The sequence below is a fragment of the Catenulispora sp. GAS73 genome, from assembly GCF_041262085.1.
In the GTDB taxonomy this organism is placed as follows: Bacteria; Actinomycetota; Actinomycetes; order Streptomycetales; family Catenulisporaceae; genus Catenulispora.
In genome coordinates this window covers 301,856-323,409 of record NZ_JBGCCM010000006.1, presented here as the reverse complement: position 1 = coordinate 323,409, position 21,554 = coordinate 301,856, and the positions used below count along the sequence as shown (strand labels likewise).

Here is a 21,554-nt window from a genome sequence, read left to right as displayed (position 1 = left end):
GGCAACGACCCTGGCGCCGCGAGTATTGACGGGGCGTCGGGGTGGGCCGGTTCGGCCGAGCAGGGCGGCGACCGGCCCTAGATAGCTCGCGCCTTCTTGGAGGAACCGTCACCTTCCGGGTCACGGTCTGTCGTGGTCGGGGGCACGTCGATGCCGAGTGCGACGTTCAGCTCCTCCTCGCGGTCGTGCGCCCGCTCGCGCACGTCCTCGAAGAACTCCTTGACCGAGTCCAGCAGACCGCCGCCGGAGACCGCGGCCCGGTCGGCGAGGCCCGCCGGGGTCAGCTCCTTCGCGGTCGCGGTGACCTTGCGGAACACCAGCACACCCGCGGTCGCGCCCATGGACACCCAGAAGAGGCGGCGCACAGTTCCTGTGAACATCGGAGGCGTCATCCCTTCTTCTTGTCGGCGCGACGGGCCTTGCGGTCCGCCTTCAGCTCGGCCTTGACCCGCTTGGCCACATCCTCATTCTTGCGCGAGGTGATGGCCGCGCGCACCCCATAACTGAAGGAGGCCACCTTCACCAGCGGCCCGCCGATCGCCGAGGTGGCGGTGGAGACCAGCCCGGAGACGTTCTTCGACATCGTCTCGACGTTGTCGGTGATGTGGTCGACCTTCACCAGCTGGGCGTTGCCGTTCTTGACGGTGTCGGTGATCTCGTTCAACAGCGGGACGGTCTCCTGGGTGATGCCGGCGACCAGCTTGGTCGTCTCCTTCAGCACCTCGGCCACGCGGACCAGGACGAAGGCGAAGAAGCACACTCCGATCGCGAAGAAGATCGCGAACACCAGTCCGACAATCGCGCCAGCGGACACCAGGGACTCCCTGAAGTTTGTTATAGGTATTGACGAAACGCTTTACGTTTGGAGACAGCACCCTATCGCGCGGTGGGAGCTCTGCGGCACGGGGCTCGACGGCGTCGCCCCGTCGGCGTGTCAGGAGGCTTCGCCGCCGGGGGCGGGGTGGCTGTCGGAGTCGGTGCCGTCCAGCAACGCCCTGACACGGTCGTAGACGTCGGAGTAGCGGGCCTCCGCGCCGTGCCTGGTGGGCTCGTAGTAGCGGCGGTCCTTCACGGCGTCGGGCGCGTACTGCTGCGCGGCCACGCCGCCGGGGACGTCGTGGGCGTAGACGTAGCCCTTCCCGTGCCCGAGGGACTGGGCTCCGGAGTAATGAGCGTCACGCAGATGCGGCGGCACCGGGCCGGCCAGGCCCTTGTGCACGTCCCCCAGCGCGGCGCCGATGGCCTTCACGGCGGAGTTCGACTTCGGCGCCAGGGCCAGATGGATGACCGCGTGCGCCAACGTGATCTGTGCCTCGGGCCAGCCGATGAAGGAGACGGCCTGCATGGCGGCCACGGCGACCTGGAGCGAGCTGGGATCGGCCATGCCGATGTCCTCGCTGGCGGAGATCACCAGGCGGCGCGCGATGAAGCGCGGGTCCTCGCCGGCGTCGACCATGCGCGCCAGGTAGTGCAGCGCGGCGTCGACGTCGCTGCCGCGCACGGACTTGATGAAGGCGCTGGCGACGTCGTAGTGCTGGTCGCCGTCGCGGTCGTAGCGGACCGCGGCCCGGTCGACCGCCTGCTCCAGGATCTCCAGCGTGAGCTCGGCGGGGACCTCGCCCTTGGCCGCCGCGAGCGCCCCGGCCGCGCCGGCTTCCAGGGCGGTCAGCGCGCGCCGGGCGTCGCCGCCGGCGATGCGGAGCAGGTGGATCTCGGAGTCCTCCGGGAGCGTGACCTTGCCGGCCAGGCCGCGCTCGTCCGCCAGCGCGCGGTGGACGACCTCGCGGACGTCGTCCTCGGTGAGCGGCTGCAACGTCAGCAGCAACGACCGGGACAGCAGCGGGGAGATGATCGAGAAGTGCGGGTTCTCGGTGGTCGCGGCGACCAGGGTGACCCAGCGGTTCTCCACGGCGGGCAGCAGGGAGTCCTGCTGCGCTTTGGAGAAGCGGTGGATCTCGTCGAGGAACAGCAGCGTCTCGCGGCCGTACATGCCGAGCTCGCGCTTGGCCCGGTCCACCACGGCCCGGACCTCCTTGACGCCCGCGTTGATCGCGGACAGCTCGGCGAAGGTGCGGTCGGTGGCGTTGGCCAGGACGTAGGCCAGCGTGGTCTTGCCGGTGCCGGGCGGGCCCCAGAGCAGGATGGACGACGGCACGGTGACCCCGTCACCGGCCTTGACCAGGCGCCACAGCGGGGAGCCGGCGCGCAGCAGGTGCTTCTGCCCGACGATCTCGTCGAGCACGCGGGGGCGCATGCGCACCGCGAGCGGGGCCGCGATCCTGGCCTTCTCGGTGCCCGCCTCCTCGAACAAGTCCAGCTGCTCCACGTCATGACCTTAGCGCCCCGGTCTGACAGAGCCGTCCGTCAGAGCGGTCCGTCACAATGATCGCCATGACGGAACCCGTGATACGGCGCGCGGAGTCGGCCGAGGAGTTGTTCGCGGTCGCCGGGGGCGACTACCTGCTGCGCTCGGACGCCGCCCCGGAGGAGTCGCTGGAGCAGCAGGGTGTGGCCTGGGTCGCGACCGACGGCGGTTTCGCCTTCGGCGGGTCGGCGGACGGCCCCGGCCTGGTCGACTGGCTGACCGTGATCGGCACGCCGGAGACGGCCGGCGCACTGCTGCGGCAGGCGCTGGCGTCGCTGCCGCGGCGGCCGTACGGCTTCTCTGTGCCGCGCGGCACAGACATGGCGGTGTTCGACTTCTCAGAGCCGGAGACGTGGGACTTCATGGCGTTCGACCCGGCCTGGGGCGTCGAGCTGCCGGCGATCCCCGGCGAGGAACGCGTGACGGAGATGCTGCCCTCCCCCGCGGCCGACGCCGAGATCGCCGGCTTCCTGAAGGTCGCGAACCCCTCGCACTCGGCGAAGCCGGGCTGGGAGGCGATCCAGGCCTGGGGCGTGGTGCGCGACGCGGAGGGGGCGCTGCTGGCGTGCGGCGCGTACTGCCGGCGCGACGGCGGCAACGGCTACCTGGCGTCGATCGGGACCCGGCCGGAGGCGCGCGGCCGGGGGCTCGGCGCGGCGGTGTCGGCGTGGCTGACCCGGCGTTCGCTGGCCAACGGTGACGGCTTCTGCGCCCTCGGCCACTGGCACCCGAACGAGCCGGCCCGCCGGGTCTACGCCCGCCTCGGATTCCGCACCACACACCAGATGATGAGCGGGAGGTTCGAGGCGTGAGCCGGTTCGATCTGCGCGAGGTGTCCGTCGAGCGCGAGGGGCACGTGATCATCGACCGGGTGACGGCGACCATCGCCCCGGGGCGCTGCACGGCCCTGGTCGGCCCCAGCGGCGCGGGCAAGACGACGCTGCTGCGGCTGTTCAACCGCCTCGACGACCCGAGCGGCGGCACGATGCTGCTGGACGGCGCGCCGCTGGAGACGCTGGACGTGCTGGAACTGCGGCGGCGAGTGGGGCTGGTCGGGCAGCGTCCGGTGCTGGTGACGACGACGGTGCCGGCGGAGCTGCGCGTCGGCGCCCCCACGCTGACCGACGACGAGGCGCTGGGGCTGCTGAAGCGGGTCGGGCTGGCCGAGGAGTTCTACGACCGGCCGACCGAGGGCCTGTCCGGCGGCGAGGGCCAGCGCGTGTGCCTGGCCCGGACGCTGGCGGTGGGCCCGGAGGTACTGCTGCTGGACGAACCGACGTCCGCGCTGGACCCGGAGGCCGCGGCGGCGGTGGAGGAGACGTTGTGCGGGCTGCTGGGCGGTGGGCTGACCGCGATTCTGGTGAGCCACAGCGCGGCGCAGGTGCGGCGGATGGCCGACGACGCGCTGGTGCTGCGGAAGGGGCAGCTGGTGGAGAGCGGGCCGGTCGCAGGGGTCGAGTATGTGAACGGGGATGCTTAGGTAGATCGGGTTATTAGGCCGGGTCGATATCGGCCACTACCGGCACCGGCCGCGTTGAATACCGAGCCATGAGCGACGCCGTCCAGTCCGGGTCGGGCATCTGTCCGATGTCGGCGATCCGGGCTGCGAGCTCGGTTGGCGGAGCCGTGGGCGAGCCCCCGGCCGGCGAACACGGTGTCGCCGGCGGCGGCTGTGCGGTATCCGGCGTCCAGGCGGAAGCGCATGCGGCCTTCGAGCAGGACGAAGCATTCGTCGTGGCCATCGTGGATGTGCGGTGCGGGGCCCGGATGGCCGGCGGGCAATACGCCCTCGATCACGGTCAGCGCGCCGTTGGTGTCCGCCGCGCCCCGGCCAATCCGCGGCGAGTGGACCCGCGCGGCGTGAAACTTCCAGCCCCGTGCGGCCGCCCGCGCCGACCCCCGGCTTGTCCAACCTGTCGCCCCCGCCCCCTAAGATCGCCGCATGAGCAGCCCCGCAGTACCCGAATGGACCGGAGTCGCCCTCTCCGTCAGCCTGGTCGGCCTCGCGGTCCTCATCGCCTGGCGCCAGCGCCTGGGCCTGGCGCGCGAGGTCGTGGTCGCCGCGGTGCGGGCCGGGGTGCAGCTGTTCCTGGTCGGGGCCGTGCTGCTGTTCCTGTTCAAGCACGCGGGGCTGCCCGGCGGGTTCGCGTGGCTCGCCGTGATGGTGATCATCGCGGGGCAGGTGGCCGGGCGGCGGGGCAAGGGGTTGCGGCACTCCCGGTATGTCGCCACCGCGTCCGTGGCGGTCGCCGCCGCGGTGACGATGGGGGTGCTGATGGCGTTCGGCGTCATCCAGACCACGCCGCGGGTCGTGGTGCCGGTCGGGGGGATGGTGGTGAGCGGGGCGATGGCGGCGACCGGGGTGACGCTGGCGCGCATGGTGGCCGAGGCGAAGGGGCAGCGTGCCGCCATCGAGGCGCGGTTGTCGCTCGGGCTCAGTGCCACCGCCGCGTTCGCGCCGCATCGGCGGGAGCTGCTGCGGACCGCGCTGATCCCGACGCTGGACTCCACGAAGGTGGTCGGGCTGATCAGCCTGCCCGGGGCGATGACCGGGCTGATCCTGGCCGGGGTGTCGCCGGAGGTGGCCATCCGCTACCAGATCGTCGTGATGTACATGCTGCTCGCCGCCGCGGTGATGGCCGCGCTGGCCGCCGCCGAGCTCGGGCAGCGGATGTTGTTCACTCCGGCCCAGCAATTGCGCTGAGTCCGGCGGAGCACGGGAGTGCAGGTCAGGCGGTTTTCGGGCGGCGGCGGGCGGGATTCGAACACAGCCCGATGCTCAATGGCGGCCGTCCGTTAATCGCGCTCTCAGGCTGGTATGCCTAAGCTCCACTCCCATGACTACGCCAAGCAGCACCGACAGCGTCGAAGCCGCCGACGGCGACGCCGTCCTGGAGGTCGAGACCGACGCCAAGACCGACGCCAAGGCCGACACCGTGACCGAGGCCGAGACCGAGTCCAAGGCCGACGCCAAGGCCCCGTCCGCCGCCGACGAGATCGCCCCCGTCGCCGACGAGATCGTCCCCGAGCTCGTCGAGGACGAGGACGACTACCTCGACCGGGACGACGTCGCCCTGGAGGAGGCGAAGAGCGGCTCCGCCATCGCCGCCGGCGCCGGCGCGATCGTCGCCGCGGGCCTGGCCCTGACCTCGATGGGCGGCAGCTGGGTGGGCGACATCCTGTCCCAGCGCCAGCAGCTGATCGGGCAGATCAACACCGCCAACTCCGCCGCCGACGCGATCATCAAGCAGCGCTACACCGAGCCGTGGCACAAGACCGCGCTGGTCGGCATCTGGTTCGCGGTGGCCGCCATGCTGGTCGCCGCCGGGACGCTGTTCGTCGGCGAGTTCTTCGCCAAGCACCCGGCGCCTACCTGGGTGCGCGCCCTGACCTGGGGCGCCCTGGCGCTCGGCATCGTCGGCCTCGGGGTGTCGGCGGCGATCTACTTCGACGTCTTCACCGGCACCATCACCGTCCCGGCCGGCTCCGGCAGCAGCAGCGGCCAGTGACCGGACCGGTACCCGGGGCAGTATCCAAGACGCAGCCCCGCTACCTCCCGGCCCACTCGTCCGCGGTCAGCTCGTAGCGGACTTCCCCGTGCTCGGAGCCCTCGATCGGCTCCAGCTCGGGGAAGTACGTCGCCACGTGCCGCATCCCCAGCTTCTCCATCACGTTGCGCGACCCGCGGTTCACGAACATCGTCTCGGCCCACATGAGCCGCACCCCGAGTTCGGTGAACGCCTTGCGCGCCAACGCCTGCGAGACCTCGGTGGCATAGCCCTTGCCCCACGCCGCCTGCCGCAGCCGGTACCCGAGCTCTGCCTCGTCCAACGGACCGTCGGCCTTGGGCCGCAGGCAGAACCACCCGACGAACGCGCCGCCGTCCTTCTCCTGCGCGGCGAACAAGCCCAGCTTGTGGTCCCACTTCTCCACGCCCGCGATGATCCTCGGCAGCACCCGCTCCCGGATCTCCTCCGGCGCGGTCGGCTTCCCGCCGCTCAGATAACGCATCACCGCCGGATCGCTGTCCAGCTCGATCAGCAGCTCGGCGTCGTCGGCGGTGAAGGGACGCAGGACCAGCCGCTCGGTCTCAAGGTAGGTATCCACAGCGCCGATCATCGCCCAGGAGCGGTCAGGCCACCCAGCGGTTTTCCTCCGATACCGGCGGCAGCGCGGCCTCGCACCGGAACGCCGCGGCCAGCCGCCGCACCGCGTCCCGCAGCGTCTGCTCCGGCAGCGTGTAGGGGATCCGCACCCGGTGCTCGAACGTCCCCGGGTCCACCCCGAACTGCGGTCCGCCGACCAGCCGCACCCCGAACGCCGCGGCCCGGTCGGCCAGCTCCGAGGACGACGGCTCGCCGAGGTCCACCCACAGCGACAGGCCGCCCGGCGGCCGGCGCCACGACCACTCCGGCAGCTCCGCGGCCAGCGCCTCCTCCAGCGCGGCCCGCTGCCGCCGCAGCAGCTCCCGCCGCTGCTCGACGAAGCCCCAGCCGCGCCGCAACAGCGCCGCGGCGATGATCTGGTCCAGCACCGAGCCGGCCATGTCCGAGGCCATCCGCTGCCCGGCCAGCTCGGTGGCCATCCGCGGGGTGGTCCGGATCCAGCCGATCCGCAGGCCGCCCCAGTGGCTCTTGGACATCGAGCCGACGCTGATCACCTGCTCGGCCGCGGCCCGCGAGACCGAGGCCGGGAACGGCACCGGGGCCGGGACGTCCAGGGCCATGTCCGAGACCGTCTCGTCGTTGATGATCCAGGTGCCGGCGGCGCGCGCCGCGTCCGCGGCCTCGGCCCGGCGCTCGGCGGACATCAGCGTGCCGGTCGGGTTCTGGAAGTCCGGGATCAGGTACGCCACCCGCGGCGCGGCCTGCCGCAGCTGCGCGGCCAGCACGTCGGACTCGATGCCGTCCTCGCCGACCGGCACCGGCACCGGCCGCAGCCGGGCCCGCCGCATGGCCTCGACGCTGTTCGGGTAGGTCGGGCTCTCCACCACGACCCGGTCCCCCGGCCCGCACAGCAGCCCCAGCGCCAGCACGTTGCCGTGCTGCGCCCCGGAGGTGATGACGATCTGGTCCGGCGTGGTCGGCAGGCCGCGCTCGATGTAGCGCTCGGCGATGAGCTCGCGCAGCTCCGGCCACCCGGCGTGGTAGTAGCCGGTGTCCGCGGTGAGGCCGGTGATGGTCGGCGCGATCTCGGCCAGCATCTCGGCGATCAGCTCGCCGGGCATGCCGAAGGAGGCGCAGGACAGGTCGATCGCGACGTCCGCGGCGCCGGGCTGGCTGGGCATCAGCCAGCCGCCGGAGACGTTCGGGCCGGCGCCCGGCGGCAGCGTGGTCCAGGTGCCCGAGCCGCGCCGGCTCTCCAGGAAGCCGTCCTCGCGCAGCAGGTCGTAGGCGGCGGTGACGGTGGTCCGGCTCATCCCCAGGGCGGCGGCCAGGTCGCGCTCGGCCGGGACCCGGGTGCGCAGCGCGATGCGGCCGTCCAGGATCAGGGCCCGGACACTGTGCGCGAGCGCGCGGTAGGCCGGGCGGCGCTCCGACTCGGCGGCCGAGCCGGCTGAGCCGATCGAGCCAGTCGAGCCGGTCGAGCCGGTCGCGGCGGCGGTGCCCAGGTGCGAGACCTCGCGGACCAGGCGCGCCAGGCGCGTGCTGCCCACCGTGCGGTCGGTCGTCGCCAGTTCCAGCGGAGCTGTCATGCCACCCTCCCTTGATTGGCCCTACATAAGCGGGCCACTTGACCTCCATCCTGATGGAAGTGGCCCGCAAGGGCAATCCTGAGGGAGGCCAGCATGACCAGCACTGTGCCGGCGGAGCACGTGTCCCAGACCGCCGAGGTGGCGGGCGACCGGGCCGAGCGCGCCCTACTCGGGCGCCACGAGCAGCGGATCTCGGAGCCGCTGCCGATCGGTGACCTGGTCCGAGCCGCATTGGCCTGGCTCTCGGCGCTGATTCCGCGCGACCGCCGCGCGCACCGCATGGTCCAGCTCCAACTCGGGCTGATCCTCTACGGCGTCAGCGACGGCATGATCCTGATGTCCGGCCTCGGCGCCAACCCCTGGGACGTGTTCCACCAGGGCCTGGCCAAGCACATAGGCCTGCAGGTCGGCACGACGGTGATCCTGGTGGGCGTCGCGGTGATGCTGTTCTGGATCCCGCTGCGGCAGAAGCCCGGCTTCGGGACGCTGAGCAACGTGGTCGTGGTCGGCCTGGCGATGGACGGCGCGATGGCCTGGATGCCGTCCCCGCACGCCTGGTGGCTGCGCTGGGGCGAAATGCTCGCCGGGGTGGTGCTGAACGGCGTGGCGACCGGCGCGTACATCGGAGCCGGCATGGGCCCCGGCCCGCGCGACGGCGTGATGACCGGCTACGCCGCACGCGGCCACTCCGTCCGCGTGGTCCGCACCTCGATGGAGCTCACGGTGCTGGCCGGCGGCTGGCTCCTGGGCGGCACGGTGGGCATCGGCACCGCGGCCTACGCGCTGCTGATCGGGCCGCTGGCGCACCGGTTCATCCCGCTGCTGGCGATCAAGGCGAAGGACGGCGTGGCGGAGCGGACGCCGAAGCCGGAGAAGCGCCGCCTGGTCGCCGCCGGAAGCCTGGCATCAGAGAACTGCTGAGAGATACCGGACTCCGGAGCGCGTCTTCCTTGGTGGGGCCTTGGGGGACGCGCTCCGGTTTTGTCTGGCGGAAGCGCGGTCAGAACCCCCGCACCTTGCGCGGCCGGATCCGCGTCGCCACCGAGTACTTCTCCATGGCCTCCGCGACCGTCTTGCCGAAGTAGCGCGCGGCCCGGTCCGTGTACTTCGCCACGAACTCCGGGATCTCGCCGATCGTCGGGTGGCCCTCCAGGATCTCGACGTCCCCGGTGAAGACCTGCACCTCCAGGTCGTTCACGCCGCCGTCGAAATGCAGCGCGACCGTCGGCCGCTCCTTCATGGAGCGCAGCCGGGCCGCGGTGTCGGAGTGGTAGATCAGGAAGCTGCCGTCGCCCCACTCGCCGTCCTCGTCCGGGACCCACAGAAACCACACCGGGTTCGGCTGCGGGACGCCGGCGGAGTTGACGGTGACCAGCCAGACGATCTCTTCCTCGGCCAGGCGGCGGCGGACGGTCCGGCCGAACTCGGTGGCGGGGTCCGGGAGGACATGGGCACCAGCGGCATCATTCATGGGGCCAAGATAAACAGCGGCCGACCACTATGCGATCAGCTTGAGCACAGCGTCGCAGAGGTCCCTCGGCAGGATGAAGGAGTCCGACTCGTTCATGTCGAGGACCACGCCGTCGACGCCGTCGTAGTCGGCCAGCCGGAACAGCGCCGAGGCGGCCATGTCGGCGGCTCCGGTCACACCGGGATCACGCTGCTGGTGTGCCGCGTACAGGTCCGGCGCGGTGAACGCCATGACGTAGTTGCCCGGCGGCTTCAGCAGCGCCACGACCCGCGGCCGGCCGGTGTCGTCGACCGGGACCACGTAGTGCTCGAAGCCGGCCAGCCGTTCGCCGAGGTCCTCGCCGCTGTCGGTGAGCGCCGTCTCGACCTCCAGCGCGGCGATCCAGCGGGCCAGGAAGTCCAGGACCGCGTCGTCGATGCCGAGCGACCAGCCGTGCTCGACGGCCCCGGCCGGGTTCACCTGGATCTCCGACACGCCGGTGCCGAGCGCCCCGAACAGCTCCACGCCGCGCACCGGGCCGCCGGCCGCGGCGAACGCCGAACCTGCCTCGATCGCGGCGTTCACCTGCTCGGCGTCGGTGAACACCCACAGCCGGCCCGGAGCCGGCGCCTGGCCGAGGGCCGGGGTCGGGATCATGCTGTCGTAGACCCTGCGGTCCGGGAACACCTCGTCGAGCCACATCATCGGGGCGTACCACCCGTCGTGGGCGAGCAAGGCGCGTACCACGTCGCTCTCCGACGCCTCCCCGCGCGCGTAATCGGTCAGAACCCCGGTCACCGCAGCCATGGGACCAGTCAATCAGGGTTCGCCGACACGCGACAAGGGCGGGCCCGGATCACTCCCGGCCCGCCCTCCGTACGCTTCTCAGGCGTTTGCGATCATGCCTTCGCCGCGGCCGCGGCTGCGTCCTTGGCGTCCTTGCCGTCCTTGGCCTGGCCCCTGGGCTCGTACACCGCGTCCACCCCGGCCTCCTTGCGCTGCGCCGGCGTGATCGGCGTCGGCGCCCCGGTCAGCGGGTCGCCGCCGGTGGCGGTCTTCGGGAAGGCCATCACGTCGCGGATGGTGTCCGCGCCGGTCAGCAGCGCGACCAGCCGGTCCAGCCCGAACGCGATCCCGCCGTGCGGCGGCGGGCCGTAGTTGAAGGCCTCCAGCAGGAAGCCGAACTGCGACTGCGCCTCCTCCTGCGAGAGCCCGATCGCGGTGAACGCGCGCTCCTGCACGTCCTTGCGGTGGATACGGATCGACCCGCCGCCCAGCTCGGTGCCGTTGAGCACGATGTCGTAAGCGTTGGACAGGGCCGAGCCCGGGTCCTTGTCGAAGGTGTCCAGGCTCTCGGCCGTGGGCGCGGTGAACGGGTGGTGCACCGCGTGCCAGCCGGTCTGCTCGCCGGCCGCGTCCTCGATCGGCTCGAACATCGGGAAGTCCACGACCCACAGGAACTTCCAGGCGCTCTCGTCGATCAGCTCGCCGCGCTTGCCGATCTCCAGGCGAGCAGCACCCAACAATTCCTGGGAGGCGGTGCGCTTGCCGGCGGCGAAGAACACCGCGTCGCCGGGCTTGGCGCCGACCTTGTCGGCCAGACCGGACAGGTGCGCCTCGGACAGGTTCTTGGCCACCGGGCCGCGCAGCTCGCCGGTCTCGGCGTCGATGACCACGTAGGCCAGGCCGCGCGCGCCGCGCGCCTTGGCCCAGTCCTGCCAGGTGTCCAGCTCCTTGCGGGTCTGGGCCGCGCCGCCGGGCATCACCACGGCGCCGACGTAAGGCGCCTGGAAGACCCGGAACTCGGTGCCGGCGAAGTACTCGGTCAGCTCGGTGAGCTCCTGGCCGAAGCGCAGGTCCGGCTTGTCCGAGCCGAAGCGGTCCATCGCCTCGTGGTACTTCATCCGCGGCAGCGGCAGCGGGATCTCGACGCCCAGCGTCTCCTTCCACACCGCGGCCACGATCGCCTCGCCGACCTTGAGGATATCCTCCTGGTCCACGAACGAGGCCTCGACGTCCAGCTGCGTGAACTCCGGCTGCCGGTCGGCGCGGAAGTCCTCATCCCGGTAGCAGCGCGCGATCTGGTAGTAGCGCTCCAGGCCGGCGACCATCAGCAGCTGCTTGAACAGCTGCGGGGATTGCGGCAGCGCGTACCAGGTGCCCGGCTGCAGCCGGACCGGCACCAGGAAGTCGCGCGCGCCCTCGGGGGTGGAGCGGGTCAGCGTCGGGGTCTCGACGTCGAGGAAGCCGTGCTCCTCCATGACGTCCCGGATGACCTTGGTGGCCTTGGACCGCATGCGCAGCGCCCGGGCCATCGGCTCGCGCCGGATGTCGAGGTAGCGGTACTTCAGCCGCATCTCCTCGTTGATGTTCGAGCTCTTGTGCTCGTCGATCGGGAACGGCAGCGGCGCGGCCGGCGAGAGCACCTCGACGGTGTCGACGACGACCTCGATCTGCCCGGTCGGCAGGTCCGGGTTCTCGTTCCCGTCGGGGCGCACCCGCACCTCGCCGGTGGCCACGACGCAGTACTCGTTGCGCAGGTCGTGCACGGACTCGCTCTCGCGGACCACGACCTGCACGAAGCCGGACGCGTCACGCAGGTCCAGGAAGGTGACGCCCCCGTGATCGCGCCGCCGGGCGACCCACCCGGCCAGCGTGACGGTCGTACCGGCGTCGGACGCTCGGAGCGTCCCCGCCTCGTGGGTGCGGATCACTTCAGCTTCTCCTGAATCGTCGTGACGATGTCGGTCAGGGAGCTCGGCTCCTGCTCACCGGTCGCCAGTTCCTTGATCTGAATGACGTTCTCTGCGATATCGCGCTCGCCGAGGATCAGCGCGTACTTCGCGCCGGAACGGTCGGCGGCCTTCATCGCGGCCTTCATGCCCTTGCTGCCGTAGCCGAAGTCGGCGGCGACACCGGACCGGCGCAGCGTGGTGACCAGCTCGAACAGCAGCTCGCGGGCCTCGTCGCCGAGCGGCACCGCGAAGACGTCCAGCTGCTCGCCGCCGGGCACCGTCCGGCCCTCGGCCTGCAACGCCAGGACGGTCCGGTCCACGCCGAGCGCCCAGCCGACGCTCGGCAGGTTGGGCCCGCCGAGGTCCTCGGACAGCCCGTCGTAGCGGCCGCCGGCGCCGATCGCGGTCGGCGAGCCGGTGATGCCGCTGTGCACGAACTCGAAGGTGGTGCGCGTGTAGTAGTCCAGGCCTCGGACCAGCTTCGGATCGTCGACAAAGGCGACGCCCGCCTTGGCGAGCAGGCGGCGGACCTCTTCGTGGTACGCCTTGCACTCGTCGCAGAGGTTGTCGCTCATCAGCGGCACGTCGGTGAGCTGCTTCTGCACCGCCTCGCGCTTGTCGTCCAGCACGCGCAGCGGATTGATCTCCGCGCGCTTGCGGGTCTCCTCGTCGAGGTCCAGCCCGCGCAGGAACTCCTGGAGCTTCTCCCGGTAGGCCGGCCGGCACTTCTGATCGCCGAGGGAGTTCAACAGCAAGGTGTACTCGGTCAGGCCGAGGCCCTTGTAGATGTCGTCGCCGATGATCAGCAGCTCGGCGTCCAGCGCCGGGTCCTCCGAACCGAGCGCCTCGGCGCCGACCTGGGAGAAGTGGCGGTAGCGGCCGCGCTGCTGCTTCTCGTAGCGGTAGAAGGAGCCCGAGTACCACAGCTTCACCGGCAGGCTGCCGCGGATCAGGTTCGCCTGGAGCGCGGCGCGCAGCACCGAGGCCGTGCCCTCCGGCCGCAGCGTGATGTCGTCGCCGCCGCGGGTGGTGAAGGAGTACATCTCCTTGGTCACGATGTCCGTGCTCTCGCCGACGCCGCGCTTGAACATCGCGGTCGACTCGAAGGCGGGCGTCTCGATGTAGCCGTAGCCGGCCCGGCGCAGCGGCGCGGACATCGCCTCGCGCACACCGAGGTAGCCGGCCGAGTCCGGCGGGAGCAGGTCGAAGGTGCCGGGGGCGTTCTGGAATCTGGTCATGATGGTCGTGAATGTCCCTACAAGCCGCGGGGGGTGATCTGCTGCGGCGCGGCCTCCGTCAAGAACGGGTTCGTGGCGCGCTCGCGGCCGATCGTGGTCTGGGGGCCGTGGCCGGACAGGACGACGGTCTCGTCCGGCAGCGGCAGGCAGACGCGGGCCAGTGACGCCAGCAACTCGTCGCGGTCGCCGCCGGGGAGGTCCCAGCGGCCGACCGCTCCGGCGAACAGGAGGTCCCCGGTGAAGAGCACCTGCGGGATGTCCTGCTGCTCGGGAGTCCGGAACGTCACTGAGCCCTTGGTATGGCCCGGGGCGTGGTCGACGGTTATCTCCAGACCGGCCAGGCTCAGCACGACGCCGTCGGTGAGCTCCCGGACCTCGTCCGGCTCGACGAACGTCGACTGCCCGAAGATCGGCGTGCCCGGCGCGATGCCGAGCCAGCTCTGCGGGTCGGTCAGCATCCCGCGGTCGCCGGGGTGGACGTAGGCCGGGACGCCGTAGTCGCCGCAGACCGGGATGACGCTCATCGTGTGGTCGACGTGGCCATGGGTCAGCAGGACGGCCACCGGCTGCAGCCCGTGCTCCCGGACCACCTCCTCGACCCCGGCGGCGGCGTCCTCACCGGGATCGATGATCACGCACTGCTCACCGGCGCCGGGCGCCACGAGATAGCAGTTCGCACCCAGGCTTCCGGCTGGGAATCCGGCGACAAGCACGCGCGCCCCACACTCAGTTCGGTCGATGCGGTTGGAGATTTCCCTACGCAGGTTACCGGCGGCCCCGGTCCCTTCGCGAACTCATTGGAAGCTCACAGGTGATTTCTAGGGAACGCACCGTACACTGTGCCGCTGGAAGCTCGGATCACACCGTGGATCTGCTATGACCTCGGCCGCCAGGGTCGACCCACTATCCGGAGGCGAATCGGTGACCAGCAAGGACCGTCAGCGAGAGCTGGAGCGCGCCCGCTACGAGCGCGTCCAGGCCCGCTTGGCCCAGCAGCAGGCGGCCGCCAAGAAGCGCAACAAGATCACAGCCGCCGTGGCCGCGGTCGCGGTGGTCGGGATAGGAGTCGGCGTCGCGATCGCGACCAGCGGCGGCAACAAGACCGACACCACGGCCAGCTCCTCGCCGACGACCCCGTCCTCAAGCGCCCCGACGTCGCCCGCGCCCACCAGCTCCAGCCCGGAGAAGATCGGCTACACGAAGACCGGCAACGCGTCCAAGGACGTCGGCGTGCCGACCTACAACGCGGCCGACGCGGCCAAGCCGTACAGCGCCACGATCAGCTTCAACTCCGGCGACCTGTCCTTCGACGCGCTGACCACGAAGGCGCCGTACACCACGTACTCCTTCAAGTACCTGGCCGGCAAGGGCTACTTCACCAACACCACCTGCCACCGCCTGGTGACCTCGGGAATCTACGTGCTGCAGTGCGGCGACCCGAGCGGCACCGGCTCCGGCGGCCCGGGCTACCAGTTCCAGGACGAGAACCTGACCGGCGCCACCTACCCGGCCGGCACCATCGCGATGGCGAACGCGGGCCCGGGCACCAACGGCAGCCAGTTCTTCATCGTCTTCAAGGACTCCCCGCTGCCGGCGAACTACACCCCCTGGGGCAAGGTGACCGCCGGCATGGACGTGGTGACCAAGATCGCCGCGGCCGGCGAGGACGACTCGAACGGCCAGGGCGACGGCAAGCCGAAGCAGACGGTCACCATCAAGAGCGTGACGATCAAGTAAACAAGGGGCGGACCGGCGTCGCCGCGGTGCTTCTCAAGCGTTCCTGCGGCGTCGCCGCGCTGCTTTTCCGGCATGCCCGGGACGCCCCGGCGGAACAGCGGTTCGATTCCGGAACGTGACGCGGGCCGTCCCCTCACCGGGACGGTCCGCGCTATTGTGTCCCACTGGACGACCGGAACCCGGATCCGTGCAGCTTAATTGTGGCGGACCGGTCCTCAGACACCCCGGTCCAGCAGAACTTGGAGGCTCATCGTGGGCGAGGCAACCGAGGCTTGGGGCCGGGTCGCCGAGGACGGCACCGTCTACGTCCGGACCGCCGACGGCGAGCGGCAGGTCGGCTCGTGGGCGGCCGGGTCCCCGGACGAGGCGCTGGCGTACTACCAGCGCAAGTTCGACGGCCTGAAGGTCGAGGTGGACCTGATCGCCAACCGGCTCAAGCAGAGCGGTCCGTCCGCGCCGTCCCCCAAGGACGCCCTGGACAAGATCGGCAAGCTCCGGGAGTCCATCTCCGGCGCCAACGCCGTGGGCGACCTGGACGGCCTGCTGGCCCGGCTGGACGGCCTGGTGGAGCTGGCCGAGCAGCGCAAGGCCGAGCACCGCGCGGTGCGCGAGCAGCAGCAGGCCGAGGCCCGCGGCGCCAAGCAGGCGCTGGCCGAGGAGGCCGAGCGGCTGGCCGTGTCCTCCGAGTGGCGGGTCGCCGGGGACCGGATGAAGGTGCTGCTGGACGAGTGGAAGGCCGCCCCGCGCCTGGACCGCAAGACCGACGACGAGCTGTGGCACCGGCTGTCCCAGGCCCGCTCGGCGTTCGCCAAGCGCCGCAAGCAGCACTTCGCCGAGCTCGACGCCCAGCGCGTGGAGATCCGCGCGCACAAGGAGCGCCTGATCGCCGAGGCCGAGGCCCTGCAGGACTCCACCGACTGGAACCCCACCGCCGGCCGCTTCCGCGACCTGATGAGCGAGTGGAAGACCGCCGGCCGGGCCCAGCGCGACGTCGAGGACGAGCTCTGGAAGCGCTTCAAGGCCGCCCAGGACACCTTCTTCGCGGCCCGCAACGCGGTCCTGGACGAGCGCAGCGGCGCCGAGCGCGAGAACCTGGCCGCCAAGGAGATCCTGGTGGTCGAGGCCGAGGCCCTGCTCCCGATCACCGACCACCGCGCGGCCCGCGTCGCGCTGCGTTCGCTGAACGAGCGCTGGGAGGCCATCGGCCCGGTCCCGCGCGACGCCCGCCAGCGCATCGAGGGCCGCCTGCACACGGTGGACCGCGCCATCGCCGACGCCGAGGCCGCCGAGCACTCCCGCAAGGACCCGGAGAAGCGCGCCCGCGCCGAGGCCACGGTCGAGCAGCTGCGCACCGCGCTGGAGAAGCTGCGGGTACAGGCCGACAAGGCGCGCGCGGCCGGGCAGGAGAAGAAGGCCGCGGAGGCCGAGGCCTCGATCGCGGCCCGGCAGGAGTGGCTGGCCGAGGCGGAGAAGGCGCTGGCGGAGTTCACGGCCTGAGGGTGGTATCCGCGAGTTCTGTCGATCCGGGCGTCTTCCTTCGGGAGGGCGCCCGGATCGCTTGTGGGGCAACGGTTTCGGCGGCTTTAGGGGTTGTCCCGTAACAGGCTCATCGCCGCTGAGCGCGCTCGCGGTTCGTCTCTGCTACGTCCAACCTCCTACGTCCAGGTCGACAGCCCGAACCCGACGGCGCCGGCCAACGCGAAGGCGGACGCGGTGAGCATCAACACCGCGACGACGGCCCCGGCCGCGGCCGTCCCCGGGGCGATCCGGGCCGGCCAGATCCGGTTCGGGTGCCGGGGGTCGTAGCGCAGCCGGATGCGGCCGTCCGGCGCCTCGGGGAACGTGGCGCGGCTGCCGGCGCGGCGGGTCTCACCGCGCAGCGTCGTGAACTCGTAGACACGGTGCAGGACATAGCTCTCGTCCGAGGGGTGCGGCGGCACCGTGTAGCCCTCGCTGGTCACGAAACCCTCCACCACGATCGTGCGGCGCCAAGCGGCCGGGTCCACGACGTAGTCCGCACACAGCGCGATCAGCATCCACGGCAGCCCGACGGCGAGCACCCCGAAGCCGCCGGCGACCGCCCACTGCGCGGCCCGGTCCCAAAGCCCTGCGATCAGCAGACCGAGCAACGCCGCCAGGTGCGCCGCGGCCATGGCGATCAACCCCTTGCGCGCAGGGGACAACGTCATCCGCGCCGGGACTCGACTCCGCACCCGCACACCCTAGCGATCACGGCGTCCCGGTTGTAGCCCGAATCGTGCGCTTGCCCAAAACGTTGCGAACGCCCGAAACGCCGCGCCGGCATAATGCGTTGTCTTCCAGGCAGGCGCAGCTCACGACGCATGACTGGGAACACGACCGGTACGGCCGGCACGACCGGCACGGTCGCCCGGCCTCGCCACCGCCGCCGCGATCGCCGGCACCCGCGCGGACTGACGGGCGGGGTCGGGTCCGCGGACGTGGCGTTCGGCAGTTGAGGTTCGGGACTTGAGGTTCGCTGGTTGAGGTTTAGCGCCGGCCGGGTTCGCCTGGCCGGACGCAAGCGCAGGTCAGCGCGGCTACGACCGAAAGAGTGCGAACAAACTCACGCTTGCTTGGCGCTGGTCACGCGATAGACGTCGAACACCCCTTCAACACCCTTGACCGCCTTCAGCACCGCCCCCAAATGCGCGGGGTCGGCCATCTCGAACGTGAAGCGCGAGATCGCGACGCGGTCGCGGCTGGTGGTCACCGAGGCCGACAGGATGTTGACGTGCTGGTCCGACAGGACGCGGGTGACGTCCGAGAGGAGCCTGGACCGGTCTAGCGCCTCGACTTGGATCGCGACGAGAAACATGGACGCCCCTCCGGGCGACCATGACACCTCCACCATCCGTTCGGGCTGGGCGGCCAGCGATTCGATGTTGGTGCAGTCCGCGCGGTGGACGCTGACGCCGGAGGCTCGGGTGATGAAGCCGACGATGTCGTCGCCGGGGACCGGGGTGCAGCAGCGGGCCAGCTTCACCCAGATGTCGTCCGCGCCCTTCACCAGGACGCCGGGGTCGCCCGCGGGCCTGGCCTGGCCGCGGCGGGACAGCTTCTCGATGTTGCCCGGGACGGTCGCTTCGGCCAGGTCCTCGGTCGCGCCTTCTTCGCCGCCGAGGAGGTGCAGCAGGCGGTGGACCACGTGCTGCGCCGAGACGTGGCCTTCGCCGATCGCGGCGTACAGGGCGCTGATGTCGGCGTGGCGGAGGTCGTGCGCCACGGTCGCCAGGGACTCGGAGGTCATCAGGCGCTGGAGCGGCAGCCCCTGCTTGCGCATGGCCTTGGCGAGCTGGTCCTTGCCCTGCTCGACCGCCTCCTCGCGGCGCTCCTTGGTGTACCACTGGCGGATCTTGTTGCGGGCGCGCGGGGACGCCACGAAGCCCAGCCAGTCGCGCGAGGGCCCGGAGTTCGGGGCCTTGGAGGTGAAGATCTCCACCACGTCGCCGTTGTCCAGCTTGCTGTCCAGCGGGACCAGGCGGCCGTTGACGCGGGCGCCGATGGTGTGGTGGCCGACCTCGGTGTGCACCGCGTAGGCGAAGTCGACCGGGGTCGAGCCGGACGGCAGCGCCATCACCATGCCCTTGGGCGTGAAGACGTAGACCTCGGCGGTGGACAGGTCGAAGCGCAGCGCGTCCAGGAACTCGTTCGGGTCCGCGGTCTCCTTCTGCCAGTCCAGCAGCTGCCGCAGCCACGCCATGTCGCCGCCGGGGTTCGCGGTCCCGGCACCGTTGGTCGGCTTGCGGACGCCCTCGACCGCGTCCTCCTTGTACTTCCAGTGCGCCGCGACGCCGTACTCCGCGCGGCGGTGCATCGCGAAGGTGCGGATCTGCAGCTCCACGGCCTTGCCGCCGGGCCCGATCACCGTGGTGTGCAAGGACTGGTACATGTTGAACTTCGGCATCGCGATGTAGTCCTTGAACCGGCCGGGGACCGGGTTCCACCGCGCGTGGATGGCGCCGAGCGCCGCGTAGCAGTCGCGCACCGAGTCCACCAGGACCCGGATGCCGACCAGGTCGTAGATGTCGGCGAAGTCGCGGCCGCGCACGATCATCTTCTGGTAGACCGAGTAGTAGTGCTTCGGCCGGCCGGTGACGGTGGCGCGGATCTTGGCCTCGCGCAGGTCACCGTGCACCGCGTCGATGACCTGGCTCAGGTACTCCTCGCGCTTGGGCGCGCGCTCGGAGACCAGGCGCACGATCTCGTCGTACATCTTCGGGTAGAGGATGGCGAACGCCAGGTCCTCCAGCTCCCACTTGATCGTGTTCATGCCCAGCCGGTGCGCCAGCGGGGCGTAGATCTCCAGCGTCTCGCGGGACTTGCTCTCCTGCTTCTCCCGCTTCATGTAGCGCATGGTGCGCATGTTGTGCAGCCGGTCGGCGAGCTTGATGACCAGCACGCGGATGTCCCGGGCCATGGCCACGACCATCTTGCGCACGGTCTCGGCCTGCGTGGCCTCGCCGAGCTTGACCTTGTCCAGCTTGGTGACGCCGTCCACGAGCAGCGCGACGGTGTCCCCGAAGTCGCCACGCAGCATGTCGAGGGTGTAGTCGGTGTCCTCGACGGTGTCGTGCAGCAGCCCGGCGCACAGCGTCGGCACGTCCATGCCGAGCTCGGCCAGGATCGTGGTGACGGCCAGCGGGTGCGTGATGTACGGATCCCCGCTCTTGCGCCGCTGACCGCGGTGGTGGCGCTCGGCGACGGCATAGGCCTGCTCGACCGGCTTCAGGTCGGCCTTCGGATGGTTGGCCCGGATGATCTTGAAAAGCGGCTCCAGCACCACCGGCGGACCGCCACTGCGCGCGGAACCCAGGCGCGCGAGCCGCGCGCGAACACGGCTGGAGCTGGGACGGGACGAGGTGCCGGACTTGACACCGGCCGCGGCGGCCGGGACCGGCGGCGCGGCGGGGAGGGCGGCGGAGCTGAGGCGCGCGGGGGCGACGGAAGCCGGCGTGGGCGCGGCCGGGGTGGCGGCTGCCGGGGCCGCCTTGGCACGCGGCGCCGATCCAGCCGGCGGAGTCGGCACGGGGGCCGCCGCAGAAGCAGCTGTCGGCGCGGACGAAGACGGCGCTGTTGACGAGGAGGCAGCTGCAGGTGCAGGCACCGTCGGCCCGGAGGGAGCTGCAGTCGCGGGCGCAGAAGCTGCGGTGGCGGCCGACGTAGGCACGGTCGGCGCGGAGGGAGCTGCGGGCGCTGGCGCGGAAGAAAGCGGCGTGCTCGGCGCAGAAGCAGCAGTGGCGGCGGGTGCAGGCACCATCGGCGCGGGAACAGTCGCCTTGCCAGACGAAGCCGCCGCAGCCGCAGCCCCACCCGGAGCCGTAGCGGCCTTGGGAGCCCGACCCTGCGGCTTCCCCGGCCCCGAGCCCTGCGGCTCCCCGGCAGCCGCCGTGGTGCCGTTCTGAGCCGCAGCAGCAGCCGCGGGCGCCGCGGTCTTGCCCGCGCCACCGGAGCCGGAGCCCTTACCCCGGCCGGTCTTCCCCGACTTCGCAGCAGCGTCGTTCCCTGTGGCGGCCGTTCCGTTCGCGCTCCCGTTCGCCGCGGCGTCGCCGCCGCCGGTCGCGCCGGACCCGGCCGTCGTCCCGACCTGCTCCTTCGTCGCCAAGCGCGACCCCTCTCGCCTAGTGGGTTCGCCCAGTGTAACGACCGCTGCCCGGGCATTGTTTCCCGGTCGGCGGAACTGCCAGGTCAGACCACCAGATCAGACCACCAGAAGCGGGTGGATCCCGGCGTTCGGGACGGCCGTGGCGAAGCGCTCGCGGCCGTGCAGGAAGGCCAGCTCCATCAGCACCGCCAGTCCCACCGGCTCCGCGCCCGCGTCGCGCACCAGGTTCGCCGCCGCGACCGCGGTGCCGCCGGTGGCCAGGATGTCGTCCACGACCATCACGCGTTCGCCGGGTTGGAAGGCGTCGCGGTGCACCTCTATGGCCGCGGTTCCGTATTCCAGCTGGTAGTCCTCATGGTACGTCTCGCGTGGCAGCTTGCCCGCCTTGCGCACCGGCACGAACCCGACGCCCGCCGCCAGCGCCACCGGGGCCGCCAGGATGAAGCCGCGCGCCTCCAGCCCCGCGACGCGGGTGGCCCCGGCCGCGCGCACCAGCTCAGCCATCGCCCCGACCACCACCGCGAACGCCTCCGGGTCGGCGAGGAGCGGGGTGATGTCCTTGAACACGACCCCCGGGTTCGGGAAGTCGGGGACGTCGAGAATGCGAGTGGCGAGGACCTCTGAAAGTTCAGACAGGTCCCCGCCACCGGAGGATTCGGGGAAGCTCACCGGGTGAGCTTACCCTCTGCGATCACCGCTCCCGGCCCGGCG

Annotated in this window: 21 protein-coding genes; 7 read left to right on the top strand and 14 right to left on the bottom strand. The window is 71.4% G+C overall.

Annotation, left to right across the window (positions count from 1 at the left end; genetic code table 11):
- Positions 1–77: 77 nt before the first annotated feature.
- From ABH935_RS11850 to ABH935_RS11840, 3 genes are all read right to left on the bottom strand, one after another.
- The gene (locus ABH935_RS11850) at positions 78–380 is read right to left on the bottom strand and encodes a hypothetical protein (protein WP_370377881.1); all 303 of its coding nucleotides are present in this window, start codon (positions 378–380) and stop codon (positions 78–80) included.
- A gap of 8 nt (positions 381–388) precedes the next feature.
- On the bottom strand, positions 389–814 hold the full coding sequence (locus ABH935_RS11845; RefSeq protein WP_194907910.1) for a DUF948 domain-containing protein: 426 nt from the start codon (positions 812–814) through the stop codon (positions 389–391).
- Positions 815–934: 120 nt separating this feature from the next.
- Positions 935–2,326, bottom strand: coding sequence for a replication-associated recombination protein A (locus ABH935_RS11840; protein ID WP_370377880.1), 1,392 nt, complete (start codon positions 2,324–2,326; stop codon positions 935–937).
- 65 nt (positions 2,327–2,391) lie between these two features.
- On the opposite strand from ABH935_RS11840, the gene ABH935_RS11835 reads away from it, so the two are divergent.
- Together ABH935_RS11835 and ABH935_RS11830 are read left to right on the top strand one after the other, a co-directional pair.
- Positions 2,392–3,177, top strand: a complete 786-nt coding sequence (locus tag ABH935_RS11835) for a GNAT family N-acetyltransferase (protein ID WP_370377879.1) — start codon at positions 2,392–2,394, stop codon at positions 3,175–3,177.
- The gene (locus tag ABH935_RS11830; protein ID WP_370377878.1) at positions 3,174–3,845 is read left to right on the top strand and encodes an ATP-binding cassette domain-containing protein; all 672 of its coding nucleotides are present in this window, start codon (positions 3,174–3,176) and stop codon (positions 3,843–3,845) included. Before ABH935_RS11835 ends, ABH935_RS11830 begins: the two co-directional genes overlap by 4 nt.
- Here ABH935_RS11830 and ABH935_RS11825 read toward each other — a convergent pair.
- Positions 3,842–4,162, bottom strand: a complete 321-nt coding sequence (locus ABH935_RS11825) for a cupin domain-containing protein (protein WP_370377877.1) — start codon at positions 4,160–4,162, stop codon at positions 3,842–3,844. The two genes, ABH935_RS11830 and ABH935_RS11825, sit on opposite strands and share 4 nt — an antisense overlap.
- Positions 4,163–4,307: 145 nt before the next feature.
- Between ABH935_RS11825 and fetB the strand changes: the two genes are divergently transcribed.
- Together fetB and ABH935_RS11815 are read left to right on the top strand one after the other, a co-directional pair.
- A complete protein-coding gene (fetB, locus tag ABH935_RS11820) occupies positions 4,308–5,069 on the top strand; it encodes an iron export ABC transporter permease subunit FetB (protein WP_370377876.1) in 762 nt (253 codons plus the stop codon).
- Positions 5,070–5,202: 133 nt separating this feature from the next.
- A complete protein-coding gene (locus ABH935_RS11815; RefSeq protein WP_370377875.1) occupies positions 5,203–5,874 on the top strand; it encodes a hypothetical protein in 672 nt (223 codons plus the stop codon).
- Between the two features lie 40 nt (positions 5,875–5,914).
- On the opposite strand, the gene ABH935_RS11810 is transcribed toward ABH935_RS11815, so the two are convergent.
- The gene (locus tag ABH935_RS11810) at positions 5,915–6,472 is read right to left on the bottom strand and encodes a GNAT family N-acetyltransferase (protein WP_370377874.1); all 558 of its coding nucleotides are present in this window, start codon (positions 6,470–6,472) and stop codon (positions 5,915–5,917) included.
- A 25-nt stretch (positions 6,473–6,497) separates the two neighbouring features.
- Positions 6,498–8,060 carry a PLP-dependent aminotransferase family protein gene (locus tag ABH935_RS11805; RefSeq protein ID WP_370377873.1) on the bottom strand — a complete coding sequence of 521 codons (1,563 nt, stop codon included), beginning with the start codon at positions 8,058–8,060 and terminating at the stop codon, positions 6,498–6,500.
- A 93-nt stretch (positions 8,061–8,153) separates the two neighbouring features.
- On the opposite strand from ABH935_RS11805, the gene ABH935_RS11800 reads away from it, so the two are divergent.
- Positions 8,154–8,981, top strand: coding sequence for a YitT family protein (locus ABH935_RS11800; RefSeq protein WP_370377872.1), 828 nt, complete (start codon positions 8,154–8,156; stop codon positions 8,979–8,981).
- Positions 8,982–9,060: 79 nt separating this feature from the next.
- On the opposite strand, the gene ABH935_RS11795 is transcribed toward ABH935_RS11800, so the two are convergent.
- From ABH935_RS11795 to ABH935_RS11775, 5 genes are all read right to left on the bottom strand, one after another.
- Positions 9,061–9,531: a pyridoxamine 5'-phosphate oxidase family protein gene (locus ABH935_RS11795; RefSeq protein ID WP_370377871.1), complete on the bottom strand. Its 471-nt coding sequence runs from the start codon at positions 9,529–9,531 to the stop codon at positions 9,061–9,063.
- Between the two features lie 27 nt (positions 9,532–9,558).
- Positions 9,559–10,317 (bottom strand): hypothetical protein, encoded by a 759-nt coding sequence (locus ABH935_RS11790; RefSeq protein ID WP_370377870.1) that lies wholly within the window; start codon positions 10,315–10,317, stop codon positions 9,559–9,561.
- Positions 10,318–10,409: 92 nt separating this feature from the next.
- Positions 10,410–12,224 carry an aspartate--tRNA ligase gene (gene aspS / locus ABH935_RS11785; RefSeq protein WP_370377869.1) on the bottom strand — a complete coding sequence of 605 codons (1,815 nt, stop codon included), beginning with the start codon at positions 12,222–12,224 and terminating at the stop codon, positions 10,410–10,412.
- The gene (gene hisS / locus ABH935_RS11780) at positions 12,221–13,483 is read right to left on the bottom strand and encodes a histidine--tRNA ligase (protein WP_370377868.1); all 1,263 of its coding nucleotides are present in this window, start codon (positions 13,481–13,483) and stop codon (positions 12,221–12,223) included. The genes aspS and hisS overlap by 4 nt, the downstream gene beginning before the upstream one ends.
- Positions 13,484–13,500: 17 nt before the next feature.
- A complete protein-coding gene (locus ABH935_RS11775; RefSeq protein ID WP_370377867.1) occupies positions 13,501–14,196 on the bottom strand; it encodes an MBL fold metallo-hydrolase in 696 nt (231 codons plus the stop codon).
- A 208-nt stretch (positions 14,197–14,404) separates the two neighbouring features.
- Here ABH935_RS11775 and ABH935_RS11770 point away from each other — a divergent pair, with 208 nt between their 5' ends.
- Positions 14,405–15,220, top strand: a complete 816-nt coding sequence (locus ABH935_RS11770) for a peptidylprolyl isomerase (RefSeq protein WP_370377866.1) — start codon at positions 14,405–14,407, stop codon at positions 15,218–15,220.
- A 252-nt stretch (positions 15,221–15,472) separates the two neighbouring features.
- Positions 15,473–16,717, top strand: a complete 1,245-nt coding sequence (locus ABH935_RS11765) for a DUF349 domain-containing protein (protein WP_370377865.1) — start codon at positions 15,473–15,475, stop codon at positions 16,715–16,717.
- Positions 16,718–16,875: 158 nt separating this feature from the next.
- Here the strand turns inward: ABH935_RS11765 and ABH935_RS11760 are convergent, their stop codons facing one another.
- The 3 genes from ABH935_RS11760 to ABH935_RS11750 all read right to left on the bottom strand — a co-directional run bounded on the left by ABH935_RS11760 (position 16,876) and on the right by ABH935_RS11750 (position 21,512).
- Complete coding sequence (locus ABH935_RS11760; RefSeq protein ID WP_370377864.1) at positions 16,876–17,433, bottom strand: DUF3592 domain-containing protein; 558 nt, start codon at positions 17,431–17,433, stop codon at positions 16,876–16,878.
- Between the two features lie 371 nt (positions 17,434–17,804).
- Entirely contained in the window at positions 17,805–20,498 is a 2,694-nt protein-coding gene (locus ABH935_RS11755) for a bifunctional (p)ppGpp synthetase/guanosine-3',5'-bis(diphosphate) 3'-pyrophosphohydrolase (protein ID WP_370377972.1), read from the bottom strand.
- 441 nt (positions 20,499–20,939) lie between these two features.
- Positions 20,940–21,512, bottom strand: a complete 573-nt coding sequence (locus tag ABH935_RS11750; RefSeq protein WP_370377863.1) for an adenine phosphoribosyltransferase — start codon at positions 21,510–21,512, stop codon at positions 20,940–20,942.
- Between the last annotated feature and the right edge of the window lie 42 nt (positions 21,513–21,554).